The 22,002-nt window shown below is 56.9% G+C and carries 23 protein-coding genes and 1 pseudogene; 11 read left to right on the top strand and 13 right to left on the bottom strand.

Going from position 1 to position 22,002, the window contains the following annotated elements; translation table 11 throughout:
* Positions 1 to 212 precede the first annotated feature (212 nt).
* Positions 213 to 953: a LuxR family transcriptional regulator gene (locus tag JNB91_RS16180; RefSeq protein ID WP_220326548.1), complete on the bottom strand. Its 741-nt coding sequence runs from the start codon at positions 951 to 953 to the stop codon at positions 213 to 215.
* Between the two features lie 115 nt (positions 954 to 1,068).
* On the opposite strand from JNB91_RS16180, the gene JNB91_RS16175 reads away from it, so the two are divergent.
* The 7 genes and pseudogenes from JNB91_RS16175 (at position 1,069) to JNB91_RS16145 (ending at position 5,627) form a co-directional block, all read left to right on the top strand.
* Positions 1,069 to 1,494: a hypothetical protein gene (locus JNB91_RS16175; protein ID WP_220326547.1), complete on the top strand. Its 426-nt coding sequence runs from the start codon at positions 1,069 to 1,071 to the stop codon at positions 1,492 to 1,494.
* Between the two features lie 3 nt (positions 1,495 to 1,497).
* The gene (locus tag JNB91_RS16170; protein WP_220326546.1) at positions 1,498 to 2,901 is read left to right on the top strand and encodes an amidase; all 1,404 of its coding nucleotides are present in this window, start codon (positions 1,498 to 1,500) and stop codon (positions 2,899 to 2,901) included.
* A 226-nt stretch (positions 2,902 to 3,127) separates the two neighbouring features.
* Positions 3,128 to 3,718, top strand: a complete 591-nt coding sequence (locus JNB91_RS16165) for a hypothetical protein (protein WP_220326545.1) — start codon at positions 3,128 to 3,130, stop codon at positions 3,716 to 3,718.
* A gap of 76 nt (positions 3,719 to 3,794) precedes the next feature.
* Positions 3,795 to 4,052, top strand: coding sequence for an IS66 family insertion sequence element accessory protein TnpB (tnpB, locus tag JNB91_RS31655; RefSeq protein WP_220326544.1), 258 nt, complete (start codon positions 3,795 to 3,797; stop codon positions 4,050 to 4,052).
* A pseudogene (locus JNB91_RS16155) lies at positions 4,042 to 4,266 on the top strand (IS66 family transposase); the annotation flags it as partial. The gene tnpB and the pseudogene JNB91_RS16155, both read left to right, overlap by 11 nt.
* Before the next feature lie 181 nt (positions 4,267 to 4,447).
* Positions 4,448 to 4,939 carry a GNAT family N-acetyltransferase gene (locus JNB91_RS16150; protein ID WP_223218215.1) on the top strand — a complete coding sequence of 164 codons (492 nt, stop codon included), beginning with the start codon at positions 4,448 to 4,450 and terminating at the stop codon, positions 4,937 to 4,939.
* Between the two features lie 463 nt (positions 4,940 to 5,402).
* A complete protein-coding gene (locus JNB91_RS16145) occupies positions 5,403 to 5,627 on the top strand; it encodes a hypothetical protein (protein ID WP_220326542.1) in 225 nt (74 codons plus the stop codon).
* A gap of 273 nt (positions 5,628 to 5,900) precedes the next feature.
* Here JNB91_RS16145 and JNB91_RS16140 read toward each other — a convergent pair whose 3' ends face one another.
* Positions 5,901 to 6,173: a hypothetical protein gene (locus JNB91_RS16140; protein WP_220326541.1), complete on the bottom strand. Its 273-nt coding sequence runs from the start codon at positions 6,171 to 6,173 to the stop codon at positions 5,901 to 5,903.
* Entirely contained in the window at positions 6,154 to 6,915 is a 762-nt protein-coding gene (gene budC / locus JNB91_RS16135; RefSeq protein WP_220326540.1) for a meso-2,3-butanediol dehydrogenase, read from the bottom strand. The genes JNB91_RS16140 and budC overlap by 20 nt, the downstream gene beginning before the upstream one ends.
* A 189-nt stretch (positions 6,916 to 7,104) precedes the next feature.
* Here budC and JNB91_RS16130 point away from each other — a divergent pair, with 189 nt between their 5' ends.
* The 3 genes from JNB91_RS16130 to JNB91_RS16120 all read left to right on the top strand — a co-directional run bounded on the left by JNB91_RS16130 (position 7,105) and on the right by JNB91_RS16120 (position 8,071).
* Positions 7,105 to 7,389, top strand: coding sequence for a hypothetical protein (locus tag JNB91_RS16130; protein WP_220326539.1), 285 nt, complete (start codon positions 7,105 to 7,107; stop codon positions 7,387 to 7,389).
* Between the two features lie 19 nt (positions 7,390 to 7,408).
* Positions 7,409 to 7,654 carry a DUF2934 domain-containing protein gene (locus JNB91_RS16125; protein WP_220326538.1) on the top strand — a complete coding sequence of 82 codons (246 nt, stop codon included), beginning with the start codon at positions 7,409 to 7,411 and terminating at the stop codon, positions 7,652 to 7,654.
* A 261-nt stretch (positions 7,655 to 7,915) separates the two neighbouring features.
* On the top strand, positions 7,916 to 8,071 hold the full coding sequence (locus tag JNB91_RS16120; protein WP_220326537.1) for a hypothetical protein: 156 nt from the start codon (positions 7,916 to 7,918) through the stop codon (positions 8,069 to 8,071).
* A gap of 279 nt (positions 8,072 to 8,350) precedes the next feature.
* Here the strand turns inward: JNB91_RS16120 and JNB91_RS16115 are convergent, their stop codons facing one another.
* The 10 genes from JNB91_RS16115 to JNB91_RS16070 all read right to left on the bottom strand — a co-directional run bounded on the left by JNB91_RS16115 (position 8,351) and on the right by JNB91_RS16070 (position 18,581).
* Positions 8,351 to 8,587 carry a Uma2 family endonuclease gene (locus tag JNB91_RS16115; protein ID WP_220326536.1) on the bottom strand — a complete coding sequence of 79 codons (237 nt, stop codon included), beginning with the start codon at positions 8,585 to 8,587 and terminating at the stop codon, positions 8,351 to 8,353.
* A 21-nt stretch (positions 8,588 to 8,608) separates the two neighbouring features.
* Positions 8,609 to 9,229, bottom strand: a complete 621-nt coding sequence (locus JNB91_RS16110) for an ATPase (RefSeq protein WP_220326535.1) — start codon at positions 9,227 to 9,229, stop codon at positions 8,609 to 8,611.
* Positions 9,230 to 9,232: 3 nt separating this feature from the next.
* On the bottom strand, positions 9,233 to 9,406 hold the full coding sequence (locus JNB91_RS16105; RefSeq protein ID WP_220326534.1) for a hypothetical protein: 174 nt from the start codon (positions 9,404 to 9,406) through the stop codon (positions 9,233 to 9,235).
* A gap of 173 nt (positions 9,407 to 9,579) precedes the next feature.
* Entirely contained in the window at positions 9,580 to 12,201 is a 2,622-nt protein-coding gene (acnA, locus tag JNB91_RS16100; protein WP_220326533.1) for an aconitate hydratase AcnA, read from the bottom strand.
* 193 nt (positions 12,202 to 12,394) lie between these two features.
* The gene (locus JNB91_RS16095) at positions 12,395 to 13,279 is read right to left on the bottom strand and encodes a GntR family transcriptional regulator (protein ID WP_220326532.1); all 885 of its coding nucleotides are present in this window, start codon (positions 13,277 to 13,279) and stop codon (positions 12,395 to 12,397) included.
* Between the two features lie 86 nt (positions 13,280 to 13,365).
* A complete protein-coding gene (locus tag JNB91_RS16090) occupies positions 13,366 to 14,865 on the bottom strand; it encodes a tripartite tricarboxylate transporter permease (protein ID WP_220326531.1) in 1,500 nt (499 codons plus the stop codon).
* Positions 14,866 to 14,874: 9 nt separating this feature from the next.
* Positions 14,875 to 15,348 (bottom strand): tripartite tricarboxylate transporter TctB family protein, encoded by a 474-nt coding sequence (locus JNB91_RS16085; RefSeq protein ID WP_220326530.1) that lies wholly within the window; start codon positions 15,346 to 15,348, stop codon positions 14,875 to 14,877.
* Between the two features lie 53 nt (positions 15,349 to 15,401).
* Positions 15,402 to 16,334 carry a Bug family tripartite tricarboxylate transporter substrate binding protein gene (locus tag JNB91_RS16080; protein ID WP_223218213.1) on the bottom strand — a complete coding sequence of 311 codons (933 nt, stop codon included), beginning with the start codon at positions 16,332 to 16,334 and terminating at the stop codon, positions 15,402 to 15,404.
* Positions 16,335 to 17,359: 1,025 nt separating this feature from the next.
* Positions 17,360 to 17,956, bottom strand: coding sequence for an aldehyde dehydrogenase family protein (locus tag JNB91_RS16075; RefSeq protein ID WP_223218206.1), 597 nt, complete (start codon positions 17,954 to 17,956; stop codon positions 17,360 to 17,362).
* Positions 17,871 to 18,581 (bottom strand): helix-turn-helix domain-containing protein, encoded by a 711-nt coding sequence (locus tag JNB91_RS16070; RefSeq protein WP_220326528.1) that lies wholly within the window; start codon positions 18,579 to 18,581, stop codon positions 17,871 to 17,873. Before JNB91_RS16070 ends, JNB91_RS16075 begins: the two co-directional genes overlap by 86 nt.
* A 333-nt stretch (positions 18,582 to 18,914) precedes the next feature.
* On the opposite strand from JNB91_RS16070, the gene JNB91_RS16065 reads away from it, so the two are divergent.
* Positions 18,915 to 21,998 (top strand): GAF domain-containing protein, encoded by a 3,084-nt coding sequence (locus JNB91_RS16065; protein WP_220326527.1) that lies wholly within the window; start codon positions 18,915 to 18,917, stop codon positions 21,996 to 21,998.
* Positions 21,999 to 22,002: the final 4 nt, after the last annotated feature.

The following is a 22,002-nucleotide window of genomic DNA, read 5'->3' as shown; positions in this document are numbered from 1 at the left end:
ATCGCCGAACTGACACGGCCTCAGATAAATATGATTCACTGTCATATTTATGAAGTTTGGCTTAACGAACTCTCAAATGGCCAGCTTCAAGGCCGAGACGGGATGCCGCAGCGGCTATGACTGTCTCACATGGCGCATCGTGCATTGGACAATATTCTCGACAACCTATCGAAATCGACAGATTGATGATCTTGAATGAGGCGCTGATTTTATCAGGGTCCGCTATTTGCGGAGACGATCTCAAGCATGATGGCTTTGGCAACCGCATGGTGGCTCGTGCGGACCCCAAGTTTTTTTCTGGCAGATTGGAGGTACAGCCTCACAGCGCTCTCTGAAATTTGCAGATGCATCGCCGTTTGCTTGGCGATGTAACCGTTCGCCAAATAGGAGAGGCATTGACGCTCGCGCTTTGACAAACGAGGCAGGTAATCGTCCTGGACAGATCCGCTGATGCGCTCGATTTTCTCGTAGAGATAGTGTGACAGGACAAGCATATCGTGGGTACGGTGATCGCGGAACTCAAACCATTCCCTCCCCACTACTGCAGATGAGGCGGAAAACAGGCTTTGAGCACCTCTCGGTCCTCGAACAGGGACCGAAAGACCGTTCGGGCCGATGTCGTAAGATAAGGCCTCGAGACGAAATCTCTCCGCTTCTGCCGATCGCCAGTCCAAAGCAGCCCAATCGATCGGCAACAATGCCAAGGGAAATGCACGCATCACCGGATCGATCGAGACGAAATTATGGGCTGAATACGAAGAGGTCCATTCCGAGGGATAGGTTGTGCAATGGAAAGGATAATCGTCCGAGGTCCCGCGACGACGGGCGATCACGAACGTCATGTGGTCGAATTCGTAGGCGCCAGCAAGTTCACCAAGGACCGGTTTCATTTCCTCTATGTGATGCACATCATCCAGCCTCGCAAGAGACCGGGAAAGCAGTCTTTGATCCATGGTGATCCTCCCTACGCCGCGCGACCAGGCAAGTGCTCGGCGATGTGCGCGATTTATCGAGTATGGATATGGACACGCGAGACTAATGAAATTATCGCGACCATAGGTGGAGCATATGAGTGCCATGCACAGCATATCACAGAGTCTCCTCTTACCCATGATCGGCTTTGGCCTCGTGTCGATCGCGCAAGCCGTGACATTAACGCGCATGGCAGTCGAGCCGAACACCAAGTTCGAACCCACTCAGTTCGGATCGGTTCGGACGCCGCCGTGCGGACCGCGAAAGGTAAAATCAATGAAGACTGACAGGATCAGGCGGGAAGACCTTGCAGCGCTCATCGAACGCGCTGGATTGTCGCTGAATGCGGAGCAGCTCGAAGCTGCACGACAATCCTATGGACATCTGCGCGAACTGACGGATCTGTTACGGATTCCCCGAAATCGAGCGACAGAGCCGGCACACGTCTTCCGCGTTCCGCTATCACCGCAACCCGATACAGAATTCGTCAGAACCGAAAATCAGCACAATTCGGAGGGCTGACTGATGCCGGAAATCTGGGAGCTCGGCCTGTCAGGAACGTCTCGGTTGATCGGCGAGCGCAAAATATCGCCGGTCGAAGTCCTCGACCATTATCTGGATCGTGCCAATAGGCTCAATCCGACACTCCACTGCTTTAACACTATCGATGCTGAGCGGGCCCGGATCGACGCTCGATTTGCCGAGGCCGAGATATCGGGTGGCTTCTACAAGGGACGTCTGCATGGGATCCCATTCGCCGTAAAAGACATCATCGATGTTGAAGGGGTCGCGACCACCAACGGGTCGCGACTGACGATCGATGAGATTGCCGAAACGGATTCTGCGGTTGTTGAGCGATTGCGCGCCGCAGGAGGGATCTACCTTGGCAAGACCGAGACCCAGGAGTTTGCGATGGGTGGCCCGGATTTTAGCCTGCCCTTTGGACCTGCACGCAATCCCTGGGATATCGAACGATTTACGGGAGGCTCGTCCAGTGGTTCAGCCTCTGCGGTGGCGGCCGGAGCCGTGCCACTCGCCATCGGAACCGATACCGGCGGATCAATTCGAACACCATCTGCCTATTGCGGCATTGCCGGAATGAAGCCGACCTATGGTCGGCTAAGCCGTCGCGGCATTACACCGCAGGCCTTTTCGCTGGATACGGCTGGGCCGATGACGTGGACTGTCGTGGACAATGCGATCGCGCTGGAGGCGCTTGCAGGTTATGACCCCCACGATCCATCGTCGGTCGAGATTGCATCGCAGCCATGGTCGCGCGCCACGGCACTTGGCGTTAGAGGCTTGAAGATAGGTCTCGTGCGACACTTTCACGAGGAGGAACGGGACCGCTTCTCGCATGACAGTATCTCGGCCTTCGAGATGGCTGCACTTCTTTTGAAGGACGCCGGCGCCGAAACTGTTGAGGTGCGGTTGTCTCCCCTTCGTCACTATTTCGCAGCACAACGCATCATCATGTATGGCGAAGCAGCAGCCGTCCATGAACACGATTTCAGGCACAATCTCGATCAGTATGGACCATTCACTGTTGAGCGCTTCCTGCCCGGTTACCTGCTTACCGCGGTCGACTATATCCAGGCCTGCCGGCGGAGAGGAGAACTTGTCCGCGAGCTGGCGGAAGCATTCCGCTCCGTTGATCTCCTTCTTGTGGTTGGCGCACTTGGCATTGCGCCACCAATCAGAAATGTGGCCAGAGACTCGTTGGTGAACGGGACGCCGTCTGCGAATGCTCCCTTCAACCTCACAGGCTCCCCAGCGATGAATGTTCCCGCCGGCCTGAATGCCGACGGTCTCCCGCTCTCCGTTCAGATAGTCGGACGCAACTTCGATGAATTCAGCATCTATCGTGCCGCACAGGTCGTGGAGACTGGTATCGGCTGCAGGGATATCCGTCCGCATCTTGCAGTTTAGACGGCTTGATCTGCACTCTGGCAGTCGCTGACCGTTGATCAGGCTGTTCGATAAGACCGAAGTCCTGGTTAGATGCCGATGCCGGGGCGCACGGTGGCGCAATTGAAGAGGCTATCGGAAGTTTGCATGAGACGCCTTGTACCTGTAAATACAGTGCGGAAACGGGACAGGCGTGACAGGTGCTCTAAGTCACAAATCGTCACTAATCAGAACGAATCTGTAAGTAATGCCTGAACATGGCACGCGGGAAAACCTCTTGAAAAATCCAACCAATCGTCCTCAACGCAATTTTGTCGTCGAGTACAAATCAAACCGCAAGCAGCCTCGAGAAACCGCGAAGTCGATTTGGGGCAATACGGATTTGCGTGCGCTGTCGGAGGCCGTAGCCGACGACATGCCGGCAACAAAGGCGGCGGTCCAGCCATCCGAAACCCTGCTGAAAATCGAGACAGCGGCTACGCCTCAACCGGTTCCTATGCTGCAAGTCGCGCCGTCGGTTGCCCCTACGCTCGAAGACTGTCCCGTAGCGGAGGCGACTGTGCCGGCGATCGAGGCAACCGAGATTGCCACGGCTGAGGAAATGGCTCTGGAGCAGAAAAAAGTGCGCAAGCAGCGCCGCGCGAAAACCACAAGGACGCCAGCGCAACCGGCACAGAAGAGGCCGGTCGCGATGTCAGCTTCACCAATATCATTCGACGATCGCGACATTTTGTCGGCGCTTGAACTGGAGAACCGCCGCCTGAAAGGCCTCCTGGTCGACAAACTGCGTCGCGAGAATGAGGAATTGGCTGCAATGCTGAGTCGGTTTGAAGATTGACCGGTGATAGCGGGAATTGACCTACCGACTGTAGCATCGCGCATCGTGCACGCGGCAGTGTGATCGATGGCACGACATGTCACGCCGGGGGAGTGGACTGGTCTTCGTTTTCCCCTCACGCAAGGCGGATCGGTCAAAGCTGATCTACTGGCGTGGCAGCGGTCTGGTGATGGCCAAGGGGTTGGATGAGCATACGTTCACCTCGCCAGATATACGAGACGGTCTGATGGCTCACAAGCGCTGTTCGCCGGACTCGACTGGCGACGGGTTCGCTCTGTTGAGACGAGAGTGCCAACGGCAATCGAGTAGGTGCGTCACGGTGAGGCCGGATTGAGATCGACGACAATGCCGTCGAGCGGACCGTTCGGCCGATATCATTAAATCGGAAGAATGCTCTCTTTGCGGGACACCATGCGGAAGCGGTGAACTGGGCGACCAGTGCGTCGCTCTTCGAGACCTGAAAGCTAAATGTCGTCGATCCATTGGCCTTGAGCGCCAAGCTGACCGCCATCGTAAATGGTCTGCATATCAACTCCGTCTCGTCCTAAATACTATATCAAAACGCGGTTCTGACTCTGCGTGTACCCGAAAACTGGCTTCGTCCGCCATTGCGGACATCGGCAGACTCACTAGATTAGCCATGGTTTTGGAGTTCTAAAGGCTGAAGAACGCGTGCAAGCTCGAACATCACCCATTGTATTAAAGCGTGTCAGCAAACTTTCGTTGGCGATGCTGGCAAAAGCGGATTTCTCCATCACCGTCCGGCAAGAAGCGCTCCCCCCTTTTGAGGGACCAAACCTCGTCAACGTTCAATGTGTCGCTCCATATGAGAAAAAGTATCCGTGCGACGAGGCCTTGTTCGAGGAAGCGATGGCGAGCAAGCGCATGATCGCAACCGCTAACCTTTCGGGTGACACTCTCGGCTACGTGGCTGTATCGCAGGCTTGGAATCAATGCGCGGAAATAAATGACATCATGATCTCGCGGGCGTATCGAGGTGCTGGCCTGGGGAGGGCTCTAATGGACGAAGCAGTCTCGTGGGCGAAGGAGAATGGTCTGGCGATAGTTCGGCTAGAGACACAGACGAGCAACGTGTCCGCTTGTCGCTTCTACGAACGATACGGTTTCAAGCTCGGTGGATATGATCGTCACCTCTACGATGCGCTCAGGCAGTCGGATCGTTCAGAAACGGCGCTGTTCTGGTATCTACACCTGCACTAAGGATGACCGATCGTGGCGCAATCCGGTCATGGAAATCGCCATGCTACAACGTGGTCATAAACTTGGGTGATTTGAAGAAAGCTGGCCTTCTCGAGAGGACGTTATGGTTCAGGAGTAGAAGGGCCCATGCTGAGCGAAATCGAAATCGCTTAATTCCGTAGCAGGATCGACGGCGGTCTGCGCGAGGGCCAACCCACAGCATGGCAGCGACAATTCCTGGCTGACATCCGCGGAATAATTGATCGCTATGGCACAAAGACCCGGCTCTCAGAAAAACAACTGGTGATGCTGACGCGGCTGACGAGGCTCAAGGGAACGGCAGATGCGAGTGTCATTCCTATGCAGTAGTACCGACCCAGTAGGGAACAGAAAACCTGGAGGCGATCAGCTCTTATTCCGACGATGGCGATACCAAGAAATCAAATGGATCGCATTCCCAGCTGTTTTCGTTGCTTTCGGCTTCATGCAGCTGTTCAATACGAACGGTGATCGAGCTGATTTCTCGGAGGCAACGACAACAACTTCACAGTCGTCGTTCGACGGGCAACGTTTCACGGTGACCGACGGAGATACGATCAGAATGGTTGACGGCACTCCCGTCCGTCTTGTTGGCTTTAACACTCCCGAAAAATTTGAACCTATGTGCGCGCGGCAGGCCGAACTAGGCATCGGGCCAGCGACAGGCTGAGGCAACTTGTGGCCGCGGGAAAAGCACGGTCACCATAGTGGCCTGTGCCTGCGCGCCCGGGACCGAGGGGACCGACAGGTGTAACTTTGGCCGAAGCTGCGGCATCCTTCGCGTCGATGGGAAGAATGTCGCCCATACCTTGATTTTAGAGGGACTTGCAGTGTCGTTTGAATGCGGGCGAACTCAGTGCCCACGGCTACCACTACCGTCGTGCGGCTGATGAGCGGGAACTAGCGGTCGTCCGACCGATGCCCTGAAGACCTTCAAGAGTATCTAATCGAAATCTCCAATCCTGCCGACACTGAATATGACCTCAGGATCGCCCTCCTCGCCGACGACAGGATCGTTATCCCGTCGCCAGACAACCACACCAGCGTGTCGTCGCGTCAAGTCTTCCGCCTCCTCAATCGCCGCTGCTTCACTGGAGGCGACGCGCGGCCTGAATGCTTGGATAGCTTGATCCCTATCATCGAGATCGAATGCGACGACGTAGACCGTCCTGAACGTTCCCGGCATCTCGTATTCCTTATTGCGGCGGCTGGCCATTCGATGCGGACATCCCGCCGTCCACAGGTAGGTTGACTCCTGTTACGAACCGCGCGTCCTCGCTCGCGAGAAAGGCGATGACGGCTGCCACATCCTCGGGCTTTCCGGGGCCTTCGAGTGCAAATCGTTCGTTGAACTTATCGATCAGTTCTTGATCGTCGACCATGTCCTCAGTCATGCCAGTCTTTGTGAAGCTTGGGCAAACAGCGTTCACTCTGATCCCATCCTTGCCATGGTCCATCGCCATCGCTCGGGTTAGGTTGGTGATCGCCCCCTTCGCGGCATTGTATGCGGCCATCCCCCAGTCACCGCCAGTACCCGAGACGGAGCTGACATGGATAATCGACCCCTTAGTCGATACAAGATGCGGAATAGCTGCGCGCGATGCATAGAAAACACCATCAAGATCGGTCGCCATAACTGTGCGCCAATCGTCCGTCGAAAGCGTTGCCACATCGCCTTGGGTGACCACGCCTGCGTTATTGACCAGAACGTCTAGGCGGCCGAACTTCTCGACCGTCGCGACGACGAGTTGATTGACGTCCTCTTCGCTCGAAACGTCTGCTTCGAGAACTATCACTTGGCTTTCGGGAAATGGCTTCGCTACATCTTCAAGCTTGGACTTCGTGCGACCGACCAGAGCAACCTTTGCGCCTTCGTTCAAGAAGCGTTCGGCGGTCGCCTTTCCAATGCCTGAGCCTGCGCCCGTGACGATGACGACCTTGTCTATAAAACGCTGCATGAAATTCTCCTTGAAATGAAACTGGCGTTACCGGAGCTGGGAACGGGGCGACGTCAAATTATGTTCCCGGCGCAAGGGTTCAGCGGTTCGAAGAAATCAAAGGCGACTTCGCTGCGAGGTCACCGGAAGATTGCCTGCATCTTTTGAGGTTCTCAAGCGTTAGCCGCACTTGGAAGAAGGAGAGCCCGTATGAACGTGAACGCTGCCCGACAGATGACTCCCGCTGATGCTAGCATCGAAGAAGTGCGACGGCTGAAGGCCGAGGTCGCAGACTTGAGAGAGAAGCTGGCCGCTATCCATAGCGAATCCGATGTCGAGTTCCCTCCTGAAAAAGACCATGCTTGGCTTAGGATCGCCACGACCGTCGCCGTGACCTTTGCGTTAGGACAATTGGTAAGGGCGCTGAAACTGCCGACTGCCACCGCCGTGGCGATCCCGATGATCAGCAACGAAGTCAACCGCCGTTTCCTTTGAAGTTCCCGTGAGGCCTCAGATGTCAGACGAAGAGAACATCCGTGAAGACGCTTACGCCAGGTGGGAAGCCGAGGGCCGACCGGATGGACAACACGAGCGCCATTGGCGGGAAGCAAACCAGGAGCGCAATGGGAAGCTTCCACAGACCTGGTCGGCTGACCGCGGAGGTGGTCTAGGTTCTTCTTCAGGATCATCTGAAGAGCAAGCGGACAATGGGATTAAGCCTCAGGACTTGAACTCAGAGAACGACCAAGGCGCTGGCTGACCCCTATCAGCTATACGGTGACGTCCCGGTTTCCAAGCGGCGGCAGTGAGATTGCGTTTGCAGCTTCAATAGGACGGGCGAAAGCTCACTAATGGATCGCACCGTCCTCGGTTTTTTAAGAACAGCGGCGAAGTGGGTGGCTAGCGCGGCAGTCGAACCACAAGAAAGGCGCAGGTCTTCGATTGAACGCTAGCGTACAGAAGGTTGAGGTCGGAAGTCATGGCGCTACGTGATACACGGGACGGCAATGAGGAGACTTCCATGAAGCTCGCTGACAGGATCGCGAAATTCGAGGAAACAGACCGGGTCGCTTATGAGATTATAGACGCAGAGGTGATCGCGCGTGAGAAGAAGACGGAGAAGTTGCGCGCCCTCCGACTGGCGCGTGAGAAGTCTGGAAACGCTTCGTCAAATTGAGCCCTAATGGCGGGGTTCTGACTGCTCGTCTGAGGAGCCGTCCTGGTTGCCACATGCAGAGATTTTACGTCCTGCGCGAAGAATTTGTTGCTCTGTCGATGACTTAACGCCCTTCGCTCGACCTTCCAGAAGAGTGATAGGCGGTAAGCCTGAAGCCGAGATTGATTATTATCACCGTCTCGCGTGTCTCCGATTCCGCATTGCACTACGTGACGCACATCGAGCGTTTGCGTTTCGGTACGATTTCGTACGGAAAGCTGCCTGCGCACCCCCACCGGCTCAGTTCCGCGTGGAAACCAACAGAATGATGGTTGCCAGCGTCTGAACGGCTGTGTCGCTCGAAGTCGTTCGGCAGCCACCAGACTTCGATTGCGGACCCAGTGAGGAAACCATGTTCGAGACGACGACGTTGTGGGCCAGCTTGGCACCTGCCATCATCTCGATGACATACCCATCGACCAGCTCGTATCGGCCCTCTTGGCTGAGAATCCATTCGAGGAAATCATCCGCTGACACCCGATCGTGTTCCAGCGGCGGCTACCTCTTCCTGAAGACACGGCCGACACGGTACAGGTCGTAGGCAATGCAGATGCTCTCGATCATCCGATGATGCAGATATAGCCGATCATCGAAGTCGGCCGACACGACCTCACCAAATGATATCCGGAAAACTTCATGCGGTTCGAGGCCACTGTTATCCATCAGCAGGGCTTCGTCCGCGTACTGCAGAGCCGCCGCCAGCTTATTCAGTGATCCAGCATAACGCCTGCGGATGTCGTCTTCAGGGATGTCATGGCCGCCTGCCTCGACACGCTGCCTGACGCGCTCGATGTTCGTCTCGACGGAATCCAGGGCAACATAATAGAGGCCGACCGAGAACCCGGCCGCCTTGGCATCGCGCATCAGGTTGACGGCTTGCTGGCTGCTCAGGGTGGTCTCATAGATGAAGGAGGTTTTGGTCTCGATCATCTCCGCCAGCTTACGGATCGCCGCCCTACCCGCTGCCATCGCCGCCGCTCCGCCATCACTGGTTCCCGTCAGCTCCTTGGCGATCTCATCTGCATTGATCCAAACGCCGTCGAGCTTCAGCTTCGCATATGCGGATGACTTGCCGGATCCGTTAGGACCGCCCAGAATGATGCAAGATGGCTGCGACAATGATTACCGCCCCATGGCGGCGTGAACACGGATGTCCTCGTGTTCGGCGCGATCCTTGGCTTCGTTCGCCAGATCCTTGGCGGAGATCGGCAAGCCCAGACGGCGGCGCTCGGCGATTGCTTCCCGGCCGATTTCCTTCAGGGCATCCTTGTTTTCGTCGTACTTCTTCAGAAGCATGGTCGATCTCCTATGACTTAAATATAGCGCCGATCCGGCCTGACGGCAAATTAAGGCTTCGGAACGCCAACCTCAAATTCTAAGCCGTTGAATCCGAAATCAACGGAGGCGAAAAACTTCTTCTTGTACGCCGGGAGTTTTTGGCGCTTTGCGGTCATCTTCCAACCGCCGTATCACACCGCAGTTTTGCTGCTGTTACCTGCTGAGACAAGGCCAGACAGGATAAGCGGCAACACACCACCAGCGTTCAAAATCTTGATCTCAGCACCAGTCTCGATCGCGGCAGTGGCCTGAATTGAAGTCGCCTCACCATTGGCCCGCTTGATTACAACTTCGATCGGGCACCGAGGCGAAATCGAAACTGGATCCGCCTTGATGACCAAGACGTCTTCAACTGTTAGGGCAAGACTTTCGACGTTCAGCGTTTCTGGAAGGCGCAATGGCAGGACGCCCATGCCGATCAAGTTCCAGCGGTGGATCCGCTCGAAGCTGGACGCCAGCACTGCGCGAACACCTAGTAGAGCAACTCCCTTTGCCGCCCAGTCACGTGAAGAACCCATCCCGTAGCGCTCGCCTGCGACAACGACCACCGATTTTCCCTCAGCTTGGTAGCGTTGAGCCGCATCCCACAGTGGTAACACATCTCGGGTCTCCGCATGTACCGTAGATCCCGGCGGAATATTAGAAGCAAGCAGGTTGCGAACCGTCTTGTTGGTGAACAGCCCCCGGATCATGACCTCCCAATTGCCACGCCTCGATGAGAAGACATTGAGGTCCAGGGGGTTCTCCCCGCGCTCGACAAGGTGCTTTCCCGCCTGGGCCTTCGCGGGGATAGCCCCTGCAGGAGATATGTGGTCGGTGGTGATGTCATCGCCAACTGCCAGGATCGGTGTCGCCTCGTAACTCCCCAACCTGGTTCCACTGCCAAAACTGGCGAAAGGTGGTCGGCGGATATAGGTCGACTTGTCATCCCAAGGAAAGAGCGTGGTCGTCGGCGCAGGAAGCTCCTTCCAAGCCCTGCTCGCCTCGGCGGCGTCATAAGCGGGCGCAAAGTCCTCGATGCTGGAGGCAATGGCCAGGGCGTCATCGATTTCCTTGGCGCTTGGCCAGATCATGGCAAGAGTTACGGCCTCGCCATCGGCAGAAACACCGATTGGATCGACCATGATGTCGAGCTCGACGGTACCAGCCAGCGCGAACGCGACGACCATCGGCGGTGACGCAAGAAATCCCGCTTCAAGCTGCGGATGAACACGTCCAGGAAAGTTACGATTTCCGGAGAGGACCGCCACGGGGACGATCCTCCGTTCCGCCATTGCATTCGCGACAGGCTCCGTCAGCGGACCCGAATTGCCGATGCAAGTCGTGCAACCATATCCAACGATCCCAAATCCAATGGCCTCCAGATCACTCAGCAATCCAGCACGGACCAAATATCGCTCCGCAGTCGGCGAACCAGGGGCGGTCGATGTCTTAACCCAGTGTGGCGGACGCAGCCCGTAGGCATTGGCTTTTCTGGCCAGAAGTCCCGCAGCGATCATCAGGCGTGGATCGGACGTGTTGGTACAGCTCGTTATAGCGGCGATGGCAACCGCACCATCGTTCGGCTGCCCTTCAACGACATTTGCCCCTTCGGACTTTATCATGCCCGCTATGGCGCTGCGCGTTTCACTAACGGCTATTCGATCCTGCGGCCGCCGGGGGCCAGCCAGGCTTGGTTCTACGGTGGCAAGATCAAGCTCAAGAACAGACGTGTAACGAGGATCAACATCAGGATCGAACCAGATGCCGACGCGCTTCGCATAGGCCTCAACGAAAGAAGCGTGTTCATGCGAGCGTCCCGTACTCGTCAGGTAGCCGATGGACTGCTGATCAATCGGGAAATAGCCACTGTTGGCTCCAAACTCGGGCGTCATGTTCGCTACGACAGCACGATCTCCAGCCGTGAGATTTGAAACGCCAGGACCAAAGAATTCGACGAACTTGTCTTGAAGATCAACCTGACGAAGCAGATGGGTGACGACCAAGGCAAGGTCTGTGGCGAGGACGCCATCCCTCATCTTCCCCGTCAATCGCACGCCGACCACCTCGGGAACGCGAAGCGCGACAGGCATCCCGAAGAAGACGCTTTCCGCCTCAAGTCCGCCGACGCCCCACGCCAAGACCCCGATCCCATTGATCATAGGGGTGTGGCTGTCTGTTCCGATCAGCGTGTCAGGAACCGCCCAGCGATTACCATCGCGGTTCAACATTGTGGCGACAGTCGCGAGGCGTTCAAGGTTAAGCGTGTGCATGATGCCCGTGCCGGGTGGATGCACCCGAAAATCAGAGAGCGTGTTCGTCGCCCATTTCATGAAGCTGTAGCGCTCTGCATTTCGCTCGTATTCACGCGACATATTACTGAGTAGGGCCGCTGACGTCCCGAATGCGTCGACCGCCACGGAGTGATCGGTGGAGACATCGACGGGCACGACGGGGTTCAAAAGCGCCGGATCGCCTCCCGCTTCCGCCAAAGCCGACCTCATTCCGGCTATGTCCACCAGCGCTGGTCCGCAGGTGGTGTCGTGCATCAATACGCGGTTCGGCAGGAATGGAATCTCGACATCGCTCTGCCCCGTTTCCAGCCATTCGATCATGGCGGCTTTCGCACGAGAAGCATCATCACCTGCCGTCCTGAGTACGTTCTCGAGCAAGATGCGGTGGATATATGGCATCATTGCTAGATGCTCGCCTGCTTCGCGGGGAAGATCGATGATGGCGTAGCTGACGCCGTTAATATCTGTCTTGGCAGGCATGCGATTTACCTCAATGTCCAATAGCGAACGAAGCCTCCTCCGAAGGTACCACCTATCTACATATTGTGTTTATAAAATGCAATTTTAATTCACGTGAGACGACATATTTCGCATTATATCCGTATGAAACGTAGCGCAGTGAAGCTAAGCGCAAATGTCGTGAGGCCTCAAAAGCACTGGCGGCCGCTATAGATCAGATCTTTGGGGTCTTGATCCGACCAGCACCCATGATGTGGGTGTAGAGAAACGCAGCCGCCTCGTTACGACGACCATCCTCAAGCAGATCAAGGATCTGCAGGTGTTCAACCGTTTGCTTCGGCAAACGGCTCCGGTCGATGGTGATGTGGTATTCGATCAGGCGGCGCAGGCGATTGATGCGCCTCAGAGATTCCAGGAAGAATTCATTCTGCGAGCAAGCAACGAGCATTTCGTGAAACTCGTTATTCGCACGGAAGATTTCTGCGCGAGACCACGTTTCAAAGCCACCATCTCGCAATCTCGTCTGGACATCGCGAGCACGTTTGACCCCCTCGATATTCAGCTCGAACGTCGGAAGAAGCATTGCCTGCTGCTCGATTATTGCCCGAAACGCATAGCCGTCTTCGTAGCTCTTTTTCGATGTCAGAGCCGGAGTAAATGCCCAACCGTTCCCGGGAAGGCGCTCCATCCATCCCTCTTCGGAGATACGACGAAGAACCCTTAGCAACCTTGTCCGCGGCAAGTCGTAGAACCGCATAAGCTCGTTCTCGCTGACACGATCTTCCAGCTTCCCTGAGACGCGATCCTCCGCGATGCGGAAATAGATGGGATCATCTCCCTCATCATCGGCGCTATTGACTGGCTCGGCAGCCCCCAGATCCCGAGGGTCGACGGCAAGAAAATAGCCACGATTAGACTCTGCTTTCACCACACCTTGGATCTCGAGGAGCTTCAACGCGCTCATAATCGGTGCTCGAGAAACACGAAACGCGTCTGCAAACATCTGCAACGGCAAATGATCGCCCTTCTCCAACTCGTTTGCCTTCACGTAGTCGAGTATGTTTCCGGTGATCTGTGGAGTTAGGCTTTTGCGGGGCATGGAACCTGCTCGTTGATAATCTCCGTTCTAGTATCATCGCCACGACTGGTGCAACAGTCGGCAGCCGAGAAGGCTGCCGACAACTCTCAATCCTCGTCCTGCTGGAACTTGGACAATCCGCGGAAGATGAACGGGGCAACCAGGGCCACGACTGCAACACCAATCATAATGGCAGAGCTGGGATGCTGGAGCAGGATCATAGGGTCACCAAGACTCATCTGCATCGAACGGCGGAGGGCACTATCTGCAAGTGGCCCAAGGATCAAGCCTACGACCGCTGGCGCAATTGGGTAGTCGAACTTCCTCATGAGGAACCCGACGACACCGAACCCAGTCAGAAGCAGCAGTTCGACGACCGATGGATTGGCGGCAATTGTTCCCATCGAGGCGAAGACCAGAATGCCTGCGTAAAGCCATGGAAGCGGGATGGCCAGCAACCTTACCCAAAGGCCGACCAGCGGCAGGTTTAGCACCAGAAGCATGACGTTAGCGATGAACAGGCTAGCCACCAGCCCCCACACCAGGTCGGCATGTTGGGTGAACAGCAATGGGCCTGGCTGGATGTTATACTGCTGGAATCCTGCCAGCATGACGGCCGCGGTCGCTGAAGTCGGAAGCCCCAATGTGAGCAATGGGACGAGCGTACCCGCGGCAGATGCGTTGTTGGCGGCCTCGGGACCCGCAACACCCTCGATAGCACCGTGACCGAACTCCTCCGGCTTCTTTGAAAGCTTTCGTTCGACGTTATAGCTCAGGAATGTCGGAATTTCCGCGCCACCCGCTGGGAGGGCTCCAATCGGGAAGCCTAGTACGGTTCCACGCAGCCAAGGCTTCCAAGAACGGTTCCAGTCTTCCTTTGTCATCCAGATCGAGCCTTTGACGGGCATTGGCTTTTCCGGCTTGAACAGATGCCTGGATGCGACCAGCAGTGCTTCACCGATTGCGAACAGTCCAACGGCCAGCGTAGTGACCTCAACGCCGTCAAGAAGCTCAGGCACGCCAAACGTCAAGCGTGCCTGACCGGTCAGCTGATCGATGCCCATCAGGCCAAGCCACAAGCCGAACGCGAGACTAGTCAGACCACGAAGCGGTGACGAGCCAAAGGTGGCCGAGACCGTGACAAAGGCGATCAACATCAACCCGAAGTAGTCCCAGGGACCAAACTTGACCGCGACTTTGACAAGGATAGGCGCAAGGAATGCCAGTCCGACGGTGGCAATTAAAGCCGCGACAAACGATCCGATGGCGGCGGTCGCCAGTGCCGGACCACCCCGCCCTGATCTCGCCATCTGGTTGCCTTCAAGCGCCGTGACGACAGATGCACTTTCCCCTGGGGTGTTCAGCAGGATCGCTGTTGTCGAGCCACCGTACATGCCGCCGTAATAGATCCCTGCGAACATGATGATGGAGCCACCGGGATCGAGTTTGAACGTAACTGGCAATAGCAGAGCTACCGTCAATGCTGGGCCGATACCCGGCAAAACGCCGACCGCGGTTCCGATGATGACACCTACGGCTGCATAGATCAGGTTCGCAGGTTCAATTGCCGTCGCAAACCCTTGGAATAGGAAAAACAGGGAATCCATCTCGGCACCTCAGAGCAGTCGCTCAAGCGGACCCTGCGGGAGCGCGAGCGTCAAAAGCTTGTTGAACATCAGAAAAATCAGTACGCCGATGACAGCCCCGAGACAGATGTCCTTTAGGAGGGCCCGTCGCCCGAAACCTCTGGCGGTAAGCGCGAACAGCAAGGTCGAACCCAGGATGAAGCCACCGCCCATCCATATGGAGCCAACCAATCCGGTGAGCGCCAAACCAATCCATCCCACGGCCTTCCAATCGACAGCTTCCTGTTCGATGTCCGTGGGACGGAATGCGCTAAACAGGTGGCCAATTGCCAAGACCAGAAACAGCACGGCGACGAAATAGGACGCAGCGTTTGCACCCATGCCGTAGGTTGCCCGCACCTTCATCTGCGACGCATCCCAGTAGGTTATGAAAGCGATCGCAAGCAGAACGATCGCCACGACCGCCGCAGGGCGGTTAGCAATAGATGGTGTCTTCGATGTCATGATTTTCCTCGTGTGCGGAAAGCGACGTCAAGCCGCTTTCCGCCCTGATAGGATCAGTTTGCCAGTCCAATCGACTTCAGCACTTCATGGACGCGCTCTGTTTCCGAGCCAATGAAGGCCTGGAATTCGTCGGACGGCGCATAGTAGTCGGCCCAACCGCGGGTCTTGAGTACGGCCTGCCATTGCTCGGACTTGACCGTCTTCTCAACAGCGGCCTTGAGTGCATCGAGATCTGCGCCCTCAACACGAGGGCCAGCAAATACACCGCGCCAGTTTACGAGCTCAATATTGAGGCCCTGTGCCTTCAACGGCTTGGCTTCGATGCCCTCGATCGGCTCAGGGTATGAGATGGCAAGAGCGCGGAGATCGCCTGACTCAATCTGACCTTGCCATTCGCCGTAACCGGAGACACCTGCAGTGGCCTGACCGCCCAGCATTGCCGCGAGAGACTCGCCACCGCCGGAATAGGCAACATAATTGACCTGCGCAGGATCAGCGCCCGATTCCTTCGTGACCAGAGCGGCAAGAATATGGTCCGCGCCGCCTGCCGAGCCACCAACCCAGATCGTCTTAGCGACGTCGCTTTTGATCTGAGCCTGGAGATCGGCGATCGTCTTGATCGGCGAATCCTTGGGAACGACGATGACCAGCGGATCGCCAGTCAGACGGGCGACAGGCGTAACTTTTGTGAGGTCGACAGGCGAATTGTTGGAGATGCTCGCCCCAACAAGAGTGATGCCAGCGACCAGCAATTGGTTCGGGCTGCCCTTGGCAGAACCAATGAACTGGGCAAGGCCAACGGTGCCACCAGCGCCTGGGACGTTGACGACTTGGACGCTTTTTGCAGCTCCGGTCGCCATCATGACTTCTTGCAACGAGCGTGCGGCGGAATCCCAGCCACCACCTGCCCCTGCCGGGGCCATGATGTTGAGCTCCAGACTCTGGGCATTCACATTAGAGACTACGCCCACGGCCGAAATGGCCATTGTCGCAGCGAAACAAATTTTAAGCAGCTTTCGCATGTCGTCATCCTCCACTGACTAGCAAGCTCCTCCGAGCTGCACGCAAACTGCATTAAATGATTACAAAAGTAAATCGACTTTCGGAAATTCGGTGGGCGGCCATTGTGAAGTCGGTAAGATGACGGGTAATTCAATAAGCAAAAAAGCCCCGAGATACCGGAATGGCCGATTAACAGCAGAGCCGACAAACCAAGAGATAGATCCACCTACCACCTCGGCGGGGCCGGGTGATGGTGTTAGGCCAGCCAAGCGGAAGGGTTAGGGTTGGCAGTACCCCCCCGCGCCTAGATCAACATGAATTCTTCGCCAGGCTGCTGGATTAGCTCGCCAGTACTGACACGACCGCCCCTATTGCGTTTTATCGCCGCAAAGAACACGACGACTTAGAGCATTCTTTCTCCGTAGTCGTTGGCAATCTGAGTTTCGCGCATGATCAAATGAGTAGCGAAGTTTTTGGAGGGGATGGCTAAACAACCACTAAAAGCCACTCCAGCACGCCGGCGGCTTAGGTTCACAAAAGCGAAAGCGCATACGGTTACCTTTTCACGAGATATGACATCCGGACGGACCGCGGAGCAGTCGGCTTGAATCCGAATTTCTCATAGAGTTCATTTGCGGGCACGCCGCGAATCAAATCGATGGCTCAACGACTTGGAGGTGAAGTCTTCCGTCGACAATCTCTGATCAACCGCCTCGACAAACGGACCTCACTTGCAGGAATTAAATGCCCATGCCTCGTCATCGGCGGCGAGTATGATAACCTCCGAAGCCGAACGGAAGCAGCAGAACTTCACCATGGAATTGATGGGCAGGTGATCAGTTCTTCGCTCGCTTAGATGCGTTTCGGTCTTTCGCTTTGCGCTACCTTTTGTCAGCTTCGGGCCGGAGGCCGTCATGACGCAGACGGGCCACAAGTAGTCATCAGCCTTCGACAGTTCGGAGCCATCTTTCGATGGTCGTCGCAAGTGTGTCTGGCGCTTCTAATGGGATCATATGGCCGGTTTTATCGATGATGGTGAATTCCGAACCTCTCGGTAGACCCGCATGGTGGGGGTGACTGGTGCTTTGCCGCCAAGTTCGAGCACGGTGCGCTTGAGGTAGGTCCCGGCCTTCTCAGCAATGATGCGGCCAATGCGCGTCGATCCCGTGAAGTGAATGCGGCGCGCGCTGGGGTGGGCGATCAGAGCCTCCACGAAGCCACTGGCGTTCTCGGGGGCGTTCGCGATGAGGTTCACCACGCCTGAAGGAAAGCCCGCGTCAACGAAACAAGCCGCCACCAGGCAGTGGGTACGAGGTGTCTGTTCAGATGCTTTGATGACGACAGTGTTGCCCAGAACAAGTGCCGCTGGCACAGATGCACCGACGAGAAGTGCCGGAGCATTCCATGGCACGATGCTGACCACCACCCCGGATGGTTTGCGGATCGCGATCATCGTGCGAGCTGGGTTCTCCGAGGGAATAACCTCTGTCCATACCGAAGACATAGGTAGCATTTTGTACCTAAGACATGGGTGACAACCTCGTGCCGAACGGGTTGTCGATTGTTTGCAGTGTTTTCTGTTCCAGGTCGATATATCCGAGATCATACTGCATGAAGCTGACAAGCCAAATGCCGTCATCGACTTCTTTTATTCCCAGTTTCTGCCCTGCCATGACGATCGATATGTTGATCTTCTTTCGATAAATGCAGATGCGTCCGCAATTGGTGACCAGCGCGTCCCTGTCGCGGAAGGGTATTCGATATCCGGCAGGCCCGTAGAGGCTTTTGTCGATGCACAATAGACGTCTGCCGGGCTCTTCATGGCCAGTGCCTTCTGCCTTGTTGCGATGACGATGGCGGGCATGGGTGACCAGGCCGTGGCGATCGAGGATGGCATGCACCGTGCTCGTCGAAGGGATGCGCATGTCGCCGGCGAGCTTGCGGACCAGCAACTCCCGAATCTTGCGCGCTCCCCGATGCGGCTTGCTCTTCTTCGAAGACACGATCTGAGTCTCGATCTGAGCCGGGAGTTGATTGGCATAGCGAACCGGACGCCGCGACCGATCCGTCAGGGCCTCCAGCCCCTCATCCTTGTATCGGTTGAAGATCTTGTAGCCGGTCTTGCGCGAGATGCCGAACTCCCGGCACACATCGCTCATTCCTTCACCCTCCAGAAGACGGGCGACAAAGCGCAGACGTTCTTCCATGACCGAAGTCTCTCTCCACGGCATCAACACCTCCCGCAAAACGAAAAGTGTTACCCATGTCTCCGGTACAATGCGTCACCTATCTCTGCGAACGGACATGACTGAGACTGAGACCTCCTTCCATCGACCATGCGGGTGCACTGGTCATTTGCGATTAAAGCGTCCGATAGGGCGTACGGTGGCGAAACAGCAGATCGTTATGGCGTCTTACGTCTCTGGTAATAATCGAACTTAGCGTTTAATGGTTTGCTTCGAAGGAGCCGATTGGCTTATCGACAACTGAATAGCGTTCTGCCGTCTGCTTCAGCATTACCCAGAGGCGCATTCCAGAATAGCAGCACTGGAGGGCTTCTTCCCATGCTTGAGTTCACGCTCGGCCTCGATCTGGATCATAGGGCACCGGAATGGGATGAGGCGAACCGTCTAGCCGCGCTTGAGCGCTACGGAATACTTGACAGTGGCCGGGAAGACGCCTTCGATGATATAGCCGAGCTGGCTGCGGACATCCTCGAAGCACCCATCGCCGTCGTCAACTTCATCGCTGCCGATCGCCAATGGTTCAAGGCGGAGGTTGGCGTCGGGACGGAGATCCTCCCGCTTGACGTGTCCATCTGCCGGCACGCAATCTTGCAGTCGGGCGTTCTCGTCGTGTCGGACCTCACGCAGGACAAGCGCTTCCAAGGCAATTCGCTGATCCATGTCGCCGACGGACTGCGTTTCTATGCAGGCGCGGTTCTGGAGACGCCCGACGGCCTACCGCTCGGCACGGTTTGCGTCCTTGACAGGAAGAGCCGGCCGCAGGGTATCAGCGAACGGCAGAAGCGCGCGCTCCAGGTGCTCGCCAAGCAAACCATGGCGCGGCTCGAGCTCAAGCGATCGGAAATTACCGCGCAGGCCGAGCGAGCGCGGGCCGAGAAGCATGCCCGACGCCTGTCACTTGTCGCCAAGGCGTCAACGATTTTGCTTGGTGCGAACGATCAAATCGACGCCGTTCGAGCCTTGCTTTGGCTTGTTGCGGAGGAATTTGATCTCGACGTAGCTTTTCATTACCAGTGCGGCGACGGTTCTCTCAAGCTGGTCGCAGCCGCGGGGTTAACGCCGGAACAAGAGCGAGCCGCATCCCGGATCGAATTCGGCCACACTGTTTGCGGAATAGTTGCCGCCAATCGCGCAGCCATGCACGTGACCGATATTCAGACCTCCGACGAGGCGCATGTCGTTATCCTGAAGAGGTTTGGCCTCGACACGTATTTCAGTGCACCGCTCATGGCCGGCGGTGATTTGCTTGGCACCGTGTCGTTTGGTCGTAAGGGCAAACCCTTTTCGCCGGGAGAACTTGAGGCGCTGAACGCGCTCGCCGCTCAGCTCGCGTCCGCGATCGAGCGTGGACATGCCGAAGCAACTTTGCGCGAGAGCGAGGCGCGACAGGCATTCCTGCTCTCGCTGGCTGATGAGATGCGCTTGCTGAACACGCCAAACGAAATCGCCTCGCTGGCGGTCGAGCGACTTGGCGAGCGCTTCAACCTCAGCCGCGTCTTCTACGCTGAGTATTTCGGCAACATCATGAAGATCGAGCAGGACTTCACCCGTGGCGTGGTATCGATCGTGGGCGAACACGATCTCACGGCGTTCGGACCGGAGCTGTTGCGCGCCTATCACGAGTGTCCGGTCGTCAAGGTCGACGATGTTCAGACGGATTTGAGATTCAATGAAGACGCGCGGGCCGGCCTCCAGGCAAGGCAGGTCGGAGCCTACCTTGATGTTGTCCTGTTCGAGGATGAGCATTGGGTCAGCCTCTTGGCCATGCAGAGTGTCAAGCCTCGCGCATGGACGGCCTCGGAAGAAGGCCTGTTTCGCGAGGTCGCCGAGCGCGTAAAAGCGGCAATCGAACGCGCTCGGGCCGAAGATCGCCTTCGCGAGCTGAACGACACCTTGGAGCGGCGGGTGGCGGAAACCAGCGCAGAGCGAGATCAGATCTGGCGTCACAGCCTGGACCTGCTCTCCGTAATCGATCTTGTCGACGGAACATTGGATACCGTCAACCCCGCCTGGACGGCCGCGCTTGGCTGGACCGCGGGCGAGATTGAAGGTAAGCCGTATGCGCACCTCGTCCATCCCGACGATGCAGAAGCTACTGCCGCCGCCTATGACCTCGTGCGGCGTGGAAAACCAGTTACTCGCTTCGACAACCGCTACCGGACACGGGGTGGAGACTGGCGTTGGCTATCCTGGGTCGCGGTCCCAGAGGGCGGCAAGCTCTATTCGATTATGCGCGACGTGACCGAAGAGAAAGCGCGCCAGGCTGAATTGGAAGCAGCGCAGGAGGCGCTCCGTCAGTCGCAAAAGATGGAGGCGATGGGCCAGCTCACCGGTGGAGTAGCGCACGACTTCAATAACCTGCTGACGCCAATCGTCGGAAGTCTCGACATGCTCCAGCGCAGGGGTCTGGGGAATGAGCGCGAGCAACGGCTTATAGCGGGGGCAGTCCAGTCGGCCGAACGTGCAAAGACGCTTGTGCAGCGGCTGCTCGCTTTCGCCCGGCGACAGCCGCTTCAGTCGGTACCTGTTGATGTCGCGAAGCTCGTTGCCGGAATGGGTGACCTCATCGCAACCACCACAGGCCCGCAAATCAACGTGCTAGTCGAGACGCCCGAAAACCTCCCGCTTGCAAATGCCGATCCGAACCAGGTCGAAATGGCCCTCCTTAACCTTGCAGTGAACGCGAGGGACGCAATGGCGGAGGGCGGCGGAACGCTGCGAATCTCGGCTGGAGTGGAAAGTGTCTCGCTAGGCCATCGCACCATGCTTCGCTCAGGACGGTATATCTGCTTGTCAGTCGCTGATACGGGGGCGGGCATGGACGAGGCAACATTGGCACGCGCGATCGAGCCATTTTTCTCGACCAAAGGTGTGGGGAAGGGGACAGGTCTCGGCCTCTCAATGGTGCATGGGCTCGCGTCCCAGCTTGGCGGAGGACTCACCATCCACAGTCGCTTAGGACTGGGGACCACTGTCGAGTTGTGGTTGCCGCTGAGCTCTGCAGCTCCAGAGACCGCCGACACTGCGACGGGATCGGTTGAGGTGCCGCCGCAGAGATGCGGGACCGCGCTCCTAGTCGACGACGAGGATCTTGTGCGGATGGTTACGACGGATATGCTCAGCGATCTGGGTTACGTGGTTGTCGAAGTCGCTTCTGGCGAAGAAGCGCTTCGTCTGATCCGATCAGGGCAGCGTTTCGACCTTCTTGTGACCGATCACCTGATGCCAGGCATCAGCGGGACTGATCTGGTTCGCGAAGTGCGGCGCGCGAAGCCCGACATGCCCGTCCTCCTGGTCTCCGGCTATGCTGAGAGCGAGGGCGTCGACCCGGACCTCCCGCGCCTTACAAAACCTTTTCGTAAGGACGAACTGGCCGCGAGTCTCTTACAACTGATGACCTGACCCC

Source organism: Aliirhizobium wenxiniae, assembly GCF_019511445.1.
GTDB lineage: Bacteria > Pseudomonadota > Alphaproteobacteria > Rhizobiales > Rhizobiaceae > Neorhizobium > Neorhizobium wenxiniae_A.
The sequence above is the reverse complement of the archived record's forward strand: the minus strand, read 5'-3'. Positions and strand labels throughout refer to the sequence as shown.

Bases quoted from the DNA above. Each gene is read 5' to 3' on its own strand.
- JNB91_RS16180 (WP_220326548.1), bottom strand. From the start codon at position 953: ATGGATCAAAGACTGCTTTCCCGGTCTCTTGCGAGGCTGGATGATGTG.
- JNB91_RS16175 (WP_220326547.1), top strand. From the start codon at position 1,069: ATGAGTGCCATGCACAGCATATCACAGAGTCTCCTCTTACCCATGATC.
- JNB91_RS16170 (WP_220326546.1), top strand. From the start codon at position 1,498: ATGCCGGAAATCTGGGAGCTCGGCCTGTCAGGAACGTCTCGGTTGATC.
- JNB91_RS16165 (WP_220326545.1), top strand. From the start codon at position 3,128: ATGCCTGAACATGGCACGCGGGAAAACCTCTTGAAAAATCCAACCAAT.
- tnpB (WP_220326544.1), top strand. From the start codon at position 3,795: ATGTCACGCCGGGGGAGTGGACTGGTCTTCGTTTTCCCCTCACGCAAG.
- JNB91_RS16150 (WP_223218215.1), top strand. From the start codon at position 4,448: ATGCTGGCAAAAGCGGATTTCTCCATCACCGTCCGGCAAGAAGCGCTC.
- JNB91_RS16145 (WP_220326542.1), top strand. From the start codon at position 5,403: ATGCAGCTGTTCAATACGAACGGTGATCGAGCTGATTTCTCGGAGGCA.
- JNB91_RS16140 (WP_220326541.1), bottom strand. From the start codon at position 6,173: ATGGCCAGCCGCCGCAATAAGGAATACGAGATGCCGGGAACGTTCAGG.
- budC (WP_220326540.1), bottom strand. From the start codon at position 6,915: ATGCAGCGTTTTATAGACAAGGTCGTCATCGTCACGGGCGCAGGCTCA.
- JNB91_RS16130 (WP_220326539.1), top strand. From the start codon at position 7,105: ATGAACGTGAACGCTGCCCGACAGATGACTCCCGCTGATGCTAGCATC.
- JNB91_RS16125 (WP_220326538.1), top strand. From the start codon at position 7,409: ATGTCAGACGAAGAGAACATCCGTGAAGACGCTTACGCCAGGTGGGAA.
- JNB91_RS16120 (WP_220326537.1), top strand. From the start codon at position 7,916: ATGAAGCTCGCTGACAGGATCGCGAAATTCGAGGAAACAGACCGGGTC.
- JNB91_RS16105 (WP_220326534.1), bottom strand. From the start codon at position 9,406: ATGCTTCTGAAGAAGTACGACGAAAACAAGGATGCCCTGAAGGAAATC.
- acnA (WP_220326533.1), bottom strand. From the start codon at position 12,201: ATGCCTGCCAAGACAGATATTAACGGCGTCAGCTACGCCATCATCGAT.
- JNB91_RS16095 (WP_220326532.1), bottom strand. From the start codon at position 13,279: ATGCCCCGCAAAAGCCTAACTCCACAGATCACCGGAAACATACTCGAC.
- JNB91_RS16090 (WP_220326531.1), bottom strand. From the start codon at position 14,865: ATGGATTCCCTGTTTTTCCTATTCCAAGGGTTTGCGACGGCAATTGAA.
- JNB91_RS16085 (WP_220326530.1), bottom strand. From the start codon at position 15,348: ATGACATCGAAGACACCATCTATTGCTAACCGCCCTGCGGCGGTCGTG.
- JNB91_RS16080 (WP_223218213.1), bottom strand. From the start codon at position 16,334: ATGGCCATTTCGGCCGTGGGCGTAGTCTCTAATGTGAATGCCCAGAGT.
- JNB91_RS16075 (WP_223218206.1), bottom strand. From the start codon at position 17,956: ATGATCTCGGATATATCGACCTGGAACAGAAAACACTGCAAACAATCG.
- JNB91_RS16070 (WP_220326528.1), bottom strand. From the start codon at position 18,581: ATGCCGTGGAGAGAGACTTCGGTCATGGAAGAACGTCTGCGCTTTGTC.
- JNB91_RS16065 (WP_220326527.1), top strand. From the start codon at position 18,915: ATGCTTGAGTTCACGCTCGGCCTCGATCTGGATCATAGGGCACCGGAA.